General features: G+C 43.5%; 15 protein-coding genes. 2 read left to right on the top strand and 13 right to left on the bottom strand.

The features are described from left to right. The first annotated feature begins 106 nt into the window (after positions 1–106). Positions 107–1462 (top strand): MFS transporter, encoded by a 1356-nt coding sequence (locus AC4CV5_RS00160; RefSeq protein ID WP_166846137.1) that lies wholly within the window; start codon positions 107–109, stop codon positions 1460–1462. Between the two features lie 34 nt (positions 1463–1496). On the opposite strand, the gene AC4CV5_RS00155 is transcribed toward AC4CV5_RS00160, so the two are convergent. The 11 genes from AC4CV5_RS00155 to AC4CV5_RS00105 form a co-directional block, all read right to left on the bottom strand. Continuing rightward, on the bottom strand, positions 1497–2045 hold the full coding sequence (locus AC4CV5_RS00155) for a sugar O-acetyltransferase (protein WP_222142434.1): 549 nt from the start codon (positions 2043–2045) through the stop codon (positions 1497–1499). A gap of 17 nt (positions 2046–2062) precedes the next feature. Beyond that, on the bottom strand, positions 2063–2443 hold the full coding sequence (locus tag AC4CV5_RS00150) for a VOC family protein (RefSeq protein WP_490921845.1): 381 nt from the start codon (positions 2441–2443) through the stop codon (positions 2063–2065). A 55-nt stretch (positions 2444–2498) separates the two neighbouring features. Beyond that, positions 2499–3434: a transcriptional regulator CcpB gene (gene ccpB, locus AC4CV5_RS00145; RefSeq protein WP_490921844.1), complete on the bottom strand. Its 936-nt coding sequence runs from the start codon at positions 3432–3434 to the stop codon at positions 2499–2501. 59 nt (positions 3435–3493) lie between these two features. Beyond that, positions 3494–4252, bottom strand: a complete 759-nt coding sequence (xth, locus tag AC4CV5_RS00140; protein WP_490921843.1) for an exodeoxyribonuclease III — start codon at positions 4250–4252, stop codon at positions 3494–3496. Positions 4253–4312: 60 nt separating this feature from the next. Further along, on the bottom strand, positions 4313–4552 hold the full coding sequence (rpsR, locus tag AC4CV5_RS00135) for a 30S ribosomal protein S18 (protein WP_003219224.1): 240 nt from the start codon (positions 4550–4552) through the stop codon (positions 4313–4315). A gap of 43 nt (positions 4553–4595) precedes the next feature. Further along, positions 4596–5114, bottom strand: coding sequence for a single-stranded DNA-binding protein SsbA (ssbA, locus tag AC4CV5_RS00130; RefSeq protein ID WP_003219228.1), 519 nt, complete (start codon positions 5112–5114; stop codon positions 4596–4598). 40 nt (positions 5115–5154) lie between these two features. Further along, on the bottom strand, positions 5155–5442 hold the full coding sequence (rpsF, locus tag AC4CV5_RS00125; RefSeq protein ID WP_014115888.1) for a 30S ribosomal protein S6: 288 nt from the start codon (positions 5440–5442) through the stop codon (positions 5155–5157). Between the two features lie 110 nt (positions 5443–5552). Continuing rightward, positions 5553–6653 carry a redox-regulated ATPase YchF gene (gene ychF / locus AC4CV5_RS00120; protein ID WP_166846122.1) on the bottom strand — a complete coding sequence of 367 codons (1101 nt, stop codon included), beginning with the start codon at positions 6651–6653 and terminating at the stop codon, positions 5553–5555. Between the two features lie 126 nt (positions 6654–6779). After that, positions 6780–8783 (bottom strand): molybdopterin-dependent oxidoreductase, encoded by a 2004-nt coding sequence (locus AC4CV5_RS00115; protein WP_166846119.1) that lies wholly within the window; start codon positions 8781–8783, stop codon positions 6780–6782. Between the two features lie 49 nt (positions 8784–8832). Continuing rightward, complete coding sequence (locus tag AC4CV5_RS00110) at positions 8833–9039, bottom strand: DUF951 domain-containing protein (protein WP_166846114.1); 207 nt, start codon at positions 9037–9039, stop codon at positions 8833–8835. A 93-nt stretch (positions 9040–9132) separates the two neighbouring features. Beyond that, entirely contained in the window at positions 9133–10149 is a 1017-nt protein-coding gene (locus tag AC4CV5_RS00105) for a YkvI family membrane protein (protein WP_166854558.1), read from the bottom strand. A gap of 556 nt (positions 10150–10705) precedes the next feature. Here AC4CV5_RS00105 and yyaC point away from each other — a divergent pair. Continuing rightward, positions 10706–11323: a spore protease YyaC gene (yyaC, locus tag AC4CV5_RS00100; RefSeq protein ID WP_166846111.1), complete on the top strand. Its 618-nt coding sequence runs from the start codon at positions 10706–10708 to the stop codon at positions 11321–11323. Between the two features lie 37 nt (positions 11324–11360). Here the strand turns inward: yyaC and spo0J are convergent, their stop codons facing one another. After that, positions 11361–12206 (bottom strand): stage 0 sporulation protein Spo0J, encoded by an 846-nt coding sequence (gene spo0J / locus AC4CV5_RS00095; protein WP_166846108.1) that lies wholly within the window; start codon positions 12204–12206, stop codon positions 11361–11363. Further along, on the bottom strand, positions 12199–12960 hold the full coding sequence (gene soj, locus AC4CV5_RS00090) for a sporulation initiation inhibitor protein Soj (RefSeq protein WP_003219244.1): 762 nt from the start codon (positions 12958–12960) through the stop codon (positions 12199–12201). The genes spo0J and soj overlap by 8 nt, the downstream gene beginning before the upstream one ends. Between the last annotated feature and the right edge of the window lie 158 nt (positions 12961–13118).

The raw sequence follows: 13118 nt of genomic DNA, 5'->3' as shown, positions 1-13118 counted from the left end.
CTTCCATCTAGTGATTTGAACTCTGTCGCCAATGAATCAAGATACTTATAATATTCCCAAGAGGGGAGTTTTCAGTCTTTTCTTACTACTCAAAAGGGGGTTTTTTATGAATACGATCTTCAAACAGAAGAACACACATCCTTTCTCAAACGCAGCGAATCGTTTAGACCGCCTTCCGATTTCTCGCGTTCACTTCCAAGTATTAACCGCTCTCGGCATTGTTTATTTCTTCGATCTTGCAGATTTATTTACCCTCAGCAATGTAGCGCCGGCACTGATCGAGCATTGGGGCATCCCGCTTTCAACCATTGCCAATGTAACGGCAGCTTCGTTTTTAGGCATGTTTTTAGGCGCATCACTTGGTGGAAGGCTGTCCGATCGAATCGGCCGAAAAAAAGCCTTAAATCTATTTGTTTTTGTTTTCTCAATCGCATCGCTATGCAATGCCACGGCATGGGACATCCCGTCTTTAATGGCATTCCGTTTTCTTACCGGATTTGGTGTCGCAGCAGCCATGGTCATTACCAATAGCTATTTGGCGGAATTTTTCCCTTCCAGTGTCCGCGGGAAATATATTTCTTTCTGTGCCATGATTGGATTGATCGGCGTTCCGATCACCAATATTGTGTCTGCCTTTGTCATTCCGCTCGGTTCATGGGGATGGAGGCTTGTATTTGTATGGGGTGCCGTCGGCCTTATTTATTTTTTCTTTATCCGCCGTCTCGAAGAGTCACCCCGCTGGCACGAAAATCGCGGTGAATACGCGAAAGCAGATGCGATCCTCAACAGAATTGAGGCGCAGGTTGAACAAGAGAAAGGCCCGCTTCCGGCACCAGCTCAGCCCAAAACAAGCGGAACCGTTCAGCAGCATGCAGGTTACGCAGGGCTATTGAAAGGAAGAAACCTCAAAATCACCATCGTGTTATCTGCTGTATGGATTTTTGAAACGTTTGGATTTTACGGATTTGCCTCATGGGTTCCCAGCCTGTTAAAAAGCAATGGAGTCTCCATGGAAAATACATTGTGGTATAACGTATTACACTCCGTCGGCGCTCCGCTTGGCGCATTACTAGGTTCAATGATTTCTGAAACATTCCAGAGAAAATGGATCCTAGCTGCCAGCGCGTTTCTGACGGCTATTGCCGGACTCTTATATGGCATGACTTTTATTCCGATCATGATCATTGTGTTTGGTTTTATCGTGAATATCACAGAAAGGGTATTCACCTCGAACTTATACGCTTATACGTCTGAACCTTATCCGACTGAATACCGCTCGTCAGGCAGTGGTTTAGCATATGGCCTCGGCCGCTTTTCAAACATTTTCGGCTCATTGCTCGTCGGATTTATCGCCGTTCAGCTCGGCTATGTCAGCGTCTTTTTATTTATCGGCGGCTGCTGGCTCGCATGCTCCGTGCTATTAATCTGCTTCGGCCCTAACACCAATGCGAAACAGATTTAAAAAAAGTCAGTGCGGATCTGCCGCACTGATCACATTACAATTCCTTCAACATCCTCGCCGGATTTCCGCCTACAACGGTATTAGCAGGCACATCCTTAGTCACAACAGACCCCGATGCAATCACCGCGTTATCGCCGATCGTCACTCCTGGGTTAATCACTGCCCGGCCTCCGATCCAAACATGATCTCCAATTGTCACAGGCTTACCGAACTCCAGCCCGGACTTTCTATCAATCGGATCAAGAGGATGACCGGCCGTGTAGATATGTACCCCTGGCGCAATCAAACAGTGACGTCCGACACGCACCTCACACACGTCTAAAATGACACAATCAAAATTAACAAATGTATGGTCTCCAATATGAATGTGACAGCCATAATCACAGCGAAAAGTCGGCAAAATCGTGACTTGGTCACCAACAGAACCGAGCAGCTCTGTCAAAAGCCCCGTCCGCACTGCATCATCTTCTGGTGTTTCGTTATATTGTCTAATCAGCTGTCTCGCATGTTTGCGTTCTAGGAGTAGTTGTTGATCTTCCGGATTATATAATTCTCCGGCTGCCATTTTTTCTTTTTCTGTCATTCAAGTCACTCCAGATGTCAGATTGTAATCTCAATCAAATTTCCTTCATCATCTTCAATCACACTTTCATAGTAGCCGTCCCCTGTTGTCCGAGGGCCGTGTACTACTGCGAAACCATCCTTTTTCAATCGAGCAGTCAGTTCATCTACCTTCTCCCGGCTTCCAACGGAAAAGGCAATATGGGCCCAGCCTGTCATCGTTTGTGAAGGCGGATCAGTCACATTTCCTTTTTTCATAATTTCCAGCCTTGCTCCGGAATCAAACGTAATAAAATAAGACTTAAAATCTTTTTTCTCATTATGATACAAATCATTCGCATTGCCATTAAAATACGTTTCATAAAAAGCCTTCATTCGCTCTAAATCTTTGACCCAGATCGCTGTATGTTCAATCCGCATTTCTTCCTCCTCCTTCACCTTCAATGAAGTTATAAAGTATGAAATGCATTTCAGTTCAAGCTTTTTTCTCGAATTGATGCTGAATTTTGATATCAATGGGTTCATCCTGCAAAAATAGGGAAAATGCTGCGATGCCGAGCTGCTCAAGATTCAAATCAAGCGATGGAAAACCGAGAACACGGCTGATAGAAGAATTCCCCTCACCAATGATTTCAACATCCCACTTATTCTTTTGGGCAAATACATGAATTCCAGCTGCCACTTCATCACTATTTGCATAAATAGCAGTCGGAACCTGCCCGCTCATATAAAAGTGCTCAGCTGCCCGCTCACCGTCATTCATATCATTGCAACCAGACAGCATATGACGGTCTTCCAACCTCCCACAGACGGCTTTATAGGCCGCTGCCTTATCAGCCGTGCTCGGACTCCTGTCGGCTTCTCTGACGCACGTAAAAGCGATATTCTCATGTCCGCGGTTCTTTAGATAGCGGAAACTATCTGCATAAGCAGCTTTTCTGTCGTTGTACGCACATGGGACATCAATGTCTCCGGTATCCTCACATGCGATGATCGGCCCATACTCCTGATAAGCGATAATGCTGTCCCAGTCATTGGCACGGGATGTAATAATGAGACCGTCTAATTTCTTCGTTCTTAACAGCTCTAGATATTTGATTTCAATAGCGGGGTTATAATTGGTGGGGAGGAGGGTCGTTGCATACTCATGCTGAAAAGCCGCCTTGGTGATCCCGTTTATGATTTTATCAAAGCAGGGATGATCGCTATAAGGCAGAATCACACCGACTGTATGGGTTTTCCCGCGAATGAGATCGATTGCGGTTCGATTTGGTGTGTAATCTAATTCTTTCATGACTTGATGAACAAGCTTTCTCTTTTCCTCAGACACATATGGATGATGATTTAATACACGCGAAACAGTCGAAACAGATACATTTGCCAGTCTTGCAATCTCTTTTATGTTTGCCATCTCTTTCTCCTTTTTCATATAAAAAAAGCAGTAAGTGTAAATTCCTTACTGCTATCTCATCATATATTGATCATAAGTTCAACAGGACAATGGTCGGAACCCATGACATCCGAAGATATGCTGGCATCCTCAATCTGTTCCTTAAGCCTGTCGGAAACAATAAAATAATCGATGCGCCATCCGATATTTCTGTCACGGGCCCCGGCACGATACGACCACCAGGAATAAGCGCCTTCAAGATCAGGATAGACGTGACGGAATGAGTCAATAAAGCCAGCTTCTAAGAAACGAGTGAATGCCCTTCTCTCTTGAACAGAAAATCCAGCGTTATTTCGGTTCGCCTTTGGATTTTTCAAATCGATCTCCTGATGAGCTACATTCAAATCGCCGCATAAAATGACCGGTTTTTTCTTATCCAATTCAAGAATATAAGATAATAAAGCTTCTTCCCATTGCATCCGGTAATCGATCCGCTCCAATCCTCTTTTGGAATTGGGCGTGTAAACAGTCATCACAAACATGTTTTCAAATTCCAGCGTAATCACTCTGCCTTCTTGGTCATGTTCTTCTATCCCAATACCGTACATGACACGCAGCGGCTCTTGTTTTGAGAAAACAGCCGTGCCGGAATATCCTTTTTTCACTGCATAATTCCAATACACATGATAGCCTTCGGGCTGAAGATCAACCTGGCCGTCCTGTATCTTCGTTTCCTGAAGACATATAATATCTGCATCCTCTTCCTTCAGATAAGAAAGGAAATCCATCTTTCTCATGACAGCCCGCAGGCCGTTTACATTCCAAGAAATCAGTTTCATGTTTCATCCCCCTATAAAAAAGAGCAAGAACCCAAAGGTCCTTGCTCTTTACGTATCAGCTTACTCACCGCTTACGTACGGAAGTAAAGCCATTTGACGAGCGCGTTTAATCGCTGCAGTCAATTTACGTTGGTATTTAGCGTTTGTTCCAGTTACACGACGTGGTAAAATTTTACCGCGTTCAGAAACAAACTTTTTAAGAAGATCTACATCTTTGTAGTCGATGTGCGTGATACCGTTAGAAGTGAAATAACACACTTTACGGCGTTTCGCACGACCGCCTCTGCGTCCTCCTGCCATTGTCATTTCCCTCCTTTCTTTTTCATTTTAGGCGATAATCACATTAGAATGGAAGATCATCATCCGAGATGTCAATCGGTTTGCCGTCGTTGGCAAATGGGTCATCATTAAAGCTGTTCCCCTGATTGCGTCTCTGGTTGTTTTGATTTCCCCCAAATGGATTATCATTTTGGCCTCCGCCAAAGTACTGGCCTCCGCCGCTGTTTCCTTCGTTGTATCCACCTGAACCAGAACCGCCGCCGTTTTTCGGCTCAAGAAATTGAACACTTTCAGCTTGAACCTCAGTCACGAAGACACGCTGTCCTTGCTGGTTTTCATAGTTTCTTGTTTGTAAACGGCCATCTACGCCTGCAAGGCTTCCTTTTTTCAGGAAATTTGCAACGTTTTCGGCTTGTCTTCTCCAAGTGACACAATTAATGAAATCGGCCTCACGTTCTCCGGACTGGTTCGTAAATGTACGATTCACAGCAAGAGTAAACGTAGCAACAGCCGCACCGTTTGGCGTATAACGAAGCTCTGGGTCTTTTGTCAGTCTTCCGACTAATACAACTCGGTTAAGCATAAGAAAGACCACCTTTTACCATTATATATTTCAAAATTGCTTATTCTTCTTCTTTAACAACAATGTGGCGAATGATATCGTCACTGATCTTAGCTAAACGGTCAAATTCTTGAACTGCCGCAGCGTCAGCTTGAACGTTTAAGATTTGGTAGAAACCGTCACGGAAATCGTTGATTTCGTAAGCAAGACGACGTTTACCCCAATCCTTTGTTCCAGTGATCTCCGCACCGTTAGAAGTTAGAACGTTGTTGAAACGCTCGATAACTGCTTTTTTAGACTCATCGTCAATGTTTGGGCGGATAATGTACATAACTTCGTACTTTCTCATCTGTTTGCACCTCCTTTTGGACTAAGCGGCCCGTAATGGGCAAGGAGCAATAATTCTATTACTCACAATTTTATATTATACCAAAGCTCTTGTCCCTTTACAACTGCATCCTATACATTAAATCGGAAATGAATAACATCTCCGTCTTGAACTACGTACTCTTTCCCTTCAAGACGGACTTTTCCAGCTTCTTTCGCCCCTGCCATACCGCCGCCAGCAAGTAGATCCTCATATGCAACAGTTTCAGCACGAATGAAGCCGCGCTCAAAGTCACTATGAATAATTCCTGCACATTCAGGGGCTTTCATGCCTTTTTTGAATGTCCAAGCTCTGACTTCCTGTTCTCCAGCAGTGAAATACGTTGCAAGGCCAAGAAGGGAATAAGACGCTTTGATCAGCTGATCAAGTCCTGATTCTTCAATGCCAAGCTCTTCAAGGAACATTTGCTTTTCATCTCCTTCAAGCTCAGCGATTTCAGATTCGATTTTCGCACAAACAACGATAACTTCCGCGTTTTCGCCGGCAGCGTACTCGCGAATCTTCGCTACATTTTCATTGCCAGACGGATCAGCGACTTCTTCTTCACTTACATTGGCCACGTACAAAATAGGCTTCGAAGTCAGTAAATGAAGCTGCTTCACAAGTTTTTGCTGCTCTTCAGTGAACTCTACAGAACGAGCAGGCTTTTCACTCTCAAACGCTTCTTTCAGTTTAGACAGAATCTCAAACTCAAATACAGCGTCTTTATCTTTTTGCTTCGCAAGTTTGCTGACGCGTGTAATCCGCTTTTCAACTGTTTCCATATCAGCGAGGATCAGCTCAAGGTTGATCGTTTCAATGTCATCAATCGGATCAACTTTTCCGGAAACGTGTGTAATGTTGTCATCAGAAAAAGCACGGACAACGTGGCAAATTGCATCAACCTGGCGAATGTGAGAAAGGAATTTGTTACCGAGTCCTTCACCTTTAGACGCGCCTTTTACGATCCCTGCAATATCAGTAAATTCAAAAGCAGTCGGCACAGTCTTCTTCGGTTTGACCAGCTCAGTCAGCTTTTGCAGACGATCATCAGGTACTTCTACAATTCCCACGTTCGGATCAATCGTACAGAACGGGTAGTTGGCTGATTCGGCACCTGCCTGTGTAATTGCGTTAAATAGTGTTGATTTCCCGACGTTTGGCAAACCAACAATTCCAGCTGTTAAAGCCATTCTTTCATCTCCTCTATATAAAACCGTCATTGTATGAACGTATTTTGAACCTAGAGCAATTATAAGGAGGTTCACTGGAAAAGACAAGCTGACAAAAAAGCATTTTCAGCCTGCCAATCCCTTTGATTATGCTTTTTTCAAGCCTACTAAACAGTCAAAAAGCGTGCTTCCCATTCCATTATCAGAATTTGTATCATTTGTCAGTGCATTGACTGAACCTCCAAAAGCCGCCCACATGCCTTCGTCTATATTAATCGTCTTCGGATGAGCCTGCTTCATCACCTTCACCTTGCCCTTCAAGCGCCCGCGGTCATTAAAAATGACAACCTCATCTCCGTCCTGAAGATTCTGCCCAGCTGCTATATCCTGGGAAATATCGACTTGAATGTGCTGAAGTTTTTCAATAAACGGTACATGCTGAGAATGATTAGAACGCTGCGGGTGAATGGACAACAGCGTATAAGGATACTTTCCAGCTAACTCCTCATTATGGAAAACTGATTCTTCGGGCACGTTTAATTGAAGCAAGCCACTAAATCCTTTTTCCTCAGCTAATGATGAAGTAAATTCAAATTTTCCGCTCGGCGTCAAAAACTGATAATCATCCCACGGCACTTGCTTGACTGGAAGAGGGAGGTGGCCTTTTTCTTTCAATTGCTCAAGTGTCACATCCTCTGCTTCCAATGAAGAAAGCCCCATCTCCAAAAATTCTTCAGTGCTGTGTTCAAATAGCTCGCCAAATCCGAGGCGTTTTGCAAGCTCTGACCAGATCCAGCTGTCCGACTTCGCTTCACCCTGCGGCTCCACAAGCTTCTTTCCGTACTGAACGTAATGATGATACATGCTGGAATAGTAGATATCCTCTTCTTCAAAAACAGTGGCTGTCGGCAAAACATAGTCACAAAGCTTTGCCGTATCCGTCATGATAGAATCAATCGCTACCGTCATCGGCACTTTTTCAAACGCTTGTCTTACTTTATTGGTATTCGGCACCTGGGTCAGCGGGTTTCCGCACGTCACGATAATCATCTCAATAGCTGGATCAGCAGCCGTCAGCACCTCTTCAGCCTGTGTCATCATTGAAAACGAACGTGATGCTGTTTTTAATTCCGGCAGCGTCAGCTTCGTTTTTGCAAAGCTTTCACCGATCTGGACATTCCCAAAATTCGCACCGCCGCCTTTAATTCCGACATTTCCGCTCGCCGCAACGAGTGCATCAATCCAGCGAATTGTTTCGCCGCCGTTTTTATAGCGCTGCATGCCGAGACCCATAAAAGTAGACACCGGTCCATCAGCATACAAACCGGCCAGATACTCCAGCTCCTCCATAGAAGTTTCTGTTTTCACAATAAACTCTTCTAAGGAAACAGTGTTCAAAAGCTCTTTCACATCATCAAAACCGACAGAGTGCTTAGAAATAAACGTCTCATCCGTTCTTCCTGTCTCAATCAGAACCTTCAAAACAGCTGCCGCAAGCCAGCCATCCATTCCCGGCTTTACAGAGATATAGCGGTCTGCAAGCTTGGCAGTCGGGTTGAAGATCGGATCAATCACCGTAATCGTGGCGCCCTTTTTCTTTACCTGCTGCAAGTGATGGTATAAGTGCATGTTTGTTCTGGATACATTTCTTCCCCACACAACAACATGTTTGCTGTTGTAAATATCAAGCGGACCGTGCCCGTACGAACGGCCGAAATCCCAGCTTTGCGCCTCGATACCGGAGCCCCAGCATATGCTTCCGACGATTTCAGTCACGCCGCCATATCCATTAAAAAAACGCTGATCTAGCGCTTTTAACAAACCGTTATTCGCATAATCATGGCTGTGCAAAACAGCAGTCGTCTCTGACGTTTCCTTGATCTCCCTAAGCTTGCCGGCAATTTCATCAAGCGCCTGCTCCCAAGAAATCCGAACAAACTCGCCATTTTGTTTTTTCATCGGATAGCGAAGCCGCTCAGGCGAGTTTGTTTTTGTCTCAAGCATTCTGCCGCGGCCGCAGATTTTGCCTTCCGTAATCGGATGGTTCGGATCTCCGTCCACTTTTGTTACCTTTCCGTCATCAACAGTCACCAAAAAGCCGCAGCTGTCCCAGCAATTCAGCGGACAAGCTGACTGATGCACTTTGCTCATCGCCGTCTTCTCCTTACCTTCTATATGAAAAAGCATGAGTGCCAGCCTTTTACGAAGTAGGCTCCTCATGCTTAATTAGTACTTTTTTTAGTTTTCTTTCAAATTCTTTTCTCGGAATCATAACACTGTGAGAGCATCCCTCACACTTAATTCGAATATCCATCCCCATGCGTATAATTTTCCAGCTGTTCGCTCCGCATGGATGCGGTTTTTTCATTTCTACAACATCATTCAGGCCAAAGTCTTTATCCGCCAAGACCCTTCACCTCTTTTCATAAACTGCTGTATCTATTGTACAAAAAAACTGATCATAAGAGCAATCAAGATATCCGAAAAGAAAGATATCCTCTTATTTCCATTTACTCAAAATAGGATATAACAGCAGACAAACTAACAAATATAAATTCAGCATCCCGTATATTGGGTACAAGAACGCGATCAAATCAGAAAAGCCGAAAGAAGTAAAAGGCACCATTAACACTAACAGAATCAACACAATCACCCATCTCGGCATATGAATAAATGCCATCAGCCGGCTGGACAGCCCCAGCAAACCAGCTACCGTCGTCGTGTAAATCGCAAGGCACAGCACCGCCGTCATACATAAAAAAAGGAGATAAGGCGCACCCTCCAAAACGGCAAACAACGGTATTTCAAATTGAGAAAGGGAGCCTGCCAGCTCCACTAACGTTTCATTATAAACAAAGGAGATTACGCCAAAAATAAGACCGCTTGCCACACTGGCGATTTTCGCTTCTCCGAGTCCTTTCATTTCTTTCCCAACGGAGGATAAAATCGCGACAACTGAAAGGATGTTTAAAGAGGTAAACGTAATGCTTGCAGGCCAGTTATACTGCCGAGTCAAATCAATCGTCCACGTATGGTGATGAGTGCTCTGAAAGGAGATCAGCGCATACAACAGTCCCGCTACTAAAACGGGTATTAAAAAACCATTTACTGATAATATTCCTTTCACATCCCAGAAAAACAAACACACTGTCACGATGCAAATCAGTGCAATTCCCCACCAGAAAGGAAGCTTGTACATTTGCAGAGTCACACCGCCTCCGGCAATCATCACCATAGTCGTCGAAAATAAATAAAAAACGATGAGGACATCATAAATTTTCGCCAGCCATGGTCCCATCAAGTGTTCCAGAACCGGCAGAAAATGAGTGGATTGAACCTTAAAACTGATTTTCATCACTATATAAGACGACAAAATGAACATGATTGTAAACAGCACAATAGCAAGTCCGCTTTCCACCCCAAAAAACTGCCATATTTCCTGACCGCTCGCATATCCGGCCCCGATCAGGCTCCCTAATATGAGCAGCATCCACTTCATTCCGGCTCTCCACAACATCATCACCTCATAGCACAGAGTTCAGCTTGTTCCCGTTATTGTTACTATATAAATAACTGAAAGCAAACATGCCATATTTTCATAGACAATGACCACAAGGTGAATTTATCATACGAAATACACATAAAAAATCAGGTACATGCAGTCTAAAACGAGATAGTAGTTTGCCCGCAGAAATAAGGACAGAACCTCTGTATACATCTTCACCCAGATATCCTATGCTGCTGCAAATCATATGATGTGTATGACAAGATCGGAATAACAGACGGATTGAAAACCAGAATCGTTAACTTCGTCGGTATTGCCCTACCTAGACATCTATGTATTTTCAACTGTTTTATAAGCAGACCATAGCTTGATCATAATAAAGGCATTGAGACACAATACTTATAATCAACCCTCTAACCACTCATAACAATCCTCTATTTTTGAAAATATCCGGTGTCATACACAAAGCATAAAAAATCACACTGCTGGATATACTGTAAACAACCTTACATAACTAAACACATACCATAGCAATTCTGTTACCTACTATAACAAGGAAGTGAAACCTATGAATCGAAAAGGCGGGCTTTTTTCCTCTCAGGAACGAGTAAAGCAATATGTTTCACATACAGATGCAGCTGCAGCAAAACAAATCCAAACCATCCTTTCTTCATCCTTACGTAAAGCTGCCGGCAAACCAATTGTCGTGGTTTGTATCGGAACAGACCGTTCAACCGGTGATTCATTAGGTCCGCTCGTAGGCATGAAACTCAAACAAATGCCACTCACTAGATTCCATGTCTATGGCACCTTATCTGATCCCGTCCACGCTGTGAACATGAAGGATAAAATCAATGACATTCAAAAATTACATAAAAACCCATTTATTATAGCGGTTGATGCATGCTTAGGACGCGTCAAAAGTGTAGGATCGTTTCAAATCGGAGCAGGGCCATTAAAGCCTGGAGCCGGTGTGCAAAAAGACCTTCCTGAAGTGGGAGATCTTCATATTAACGGAATTGTGAATGTGAGTGGTTTTATGGAATACTTTGTATTGCAAAATACAAGGCTGCACTTGGTCATGAATATGGCAAATGTTCTAGCTGAAGGATTGAGTTTAACAGATCGAACCGAGTGGAGGCAGGAACGCCTTAACCCGCTGCATAGGCTCACTGGGCGAATATAAAACAAAAACCATCTTCTCATGAAAGATGGTTTCTTTATTATTCTCGTTCAGACAAAAGCTCTAAAATCCGGTCAAGATCTTCATTAGAGAAAAACTCAATTTCGATTTTGCCTTTTTTCTTTTGTCTTTTAATATTAACCGTTGTTCCAAAATAATTTTGAAGATAGGATTCCCGTTCTTTTATAACCGCGTCTTTCACAGGTTCTTTTTTCTTTGTTTCACGTGAAACATTCTGATTTAACTGTTGAATCAGCTGCTCAAGCTGGCGAACATTGAGCTGTTCGGCAACCACTTTTTGTACAAGTGGCTCAAGCTTATTTTTGTTTTTCAGGCCAAGAAGCGTGCGTCCATGTCCCATAGAAAGCGTACCTTCAGCAATAAGTTGCTGAATGTTTTCTGGCAGTGTCAGCAATCGTAAATGATTCGCAATATGCGGTCTGCTTTTCCCAAGACGTTTGGCAAGCTGTTCTTGTGTGAGATCTAAGTGTTTCAGCAAGGAGTCATAGGCCTGAGCCTCTTCAAGCGGTGACAAATCTTCACGCTGAAGGTTTTCCAATAAAGCAATTTCTCTCATTAATGCCTCTGATAATTCACGGACAATTGCCGGAACTGTGTCTAAACCCGCCAGTTTTGCCGCTCGAAAACGCCGTTCTCCCGCAACAATATCATAGCCTTTTAATGATTTTCTGACGATCAGCGGCTGGAGAATGCCATGCTGCAGCACAGATTCTTTTAGTTCAGCTAATGCCTCGTCATCAAAGTGTTTTCTTGGCTGATAAGGATTAGGGCGTAAATCGGCAACTTTAATTTCTTCAACTGTCTCTTCAGACAAATCGACCTGATTAAACAACGCATTAATCCCTTTTCCAAGGCCTTTAGCCATTCGCAGCCACTTCCTTTGCTAAATCTAAATATACTTCCGCACCTCTTGATCGCGGGTCGTATAAAATGATGGGTTTTCCGTGACTCGGTGCCTCGCTCAGACGGACGTTACGCGGAATAACCGTCTTATATACTTTATCCCTAAAATATTTTTTAACCTCTTCAATGACTTGAATGCCGAGATTCGTCCGGGCATCAAGCATTGTCAGCAATACACCTTCAATCATTAAATCAGTATTCAAATGCTTCTGCACAAGTCGTACTGTATTTAATAACTGGCTGAGTCCCTCTAAAGCATAATATTCGCACTGTACAGGAATCACAACGGAATCTGAGGCAGTAAGCGCATTAATCGTCAGCAGCCCTAATGACGGCGGACAATCAATAATAATATAATCATAGTTCTGCTTTACAGCTTCAAGCGCCCTCTTCAGTCTTACTTCTCTTGAAATCGTCGGAACCAGCTCGATTTCAGCTCCGGCAAGCTGAATCGTCGCAGGAATCACGTCCAAGTTCTCTACTGTCGTTGCCTTAATAATATCTATTACATCTGCATCATCTACTAAAATGTCGTACACACACTGCTCTACATCGGCTTTTTCAATCCCTAATCCGCTTGTCGCATTTCCCTGCGGATCAATATCTACCAGCAGAACCCTTTTCCCTATGTAAGCTAAGCATGCCCCAAGGTTGACAGACGTCGTTGTTTTGCCCACTCCGCCTTTTTGGTTCGTAATTGCTATGATTTTTCCCACGATGTCACCTACTTTCACATGAACATGTACTATCTTGATTCTATTCTATCAAAAAAAGATTAAAGCGTTTCATTTTTTTCATCATTTTGTTCCGAATCAGAAGGGAAATGATTGAAGATTCAAGCATGCCATATGCTTTCTCTTATAAATTCTGCAAC

The organism is Bacillus sp. NS1 (assembly GCF_058248265.1).
Note: the sequence above shows the minus strand (reverse complement) of the source record. Positions and strands in the feature narration are given on the sequence as shown.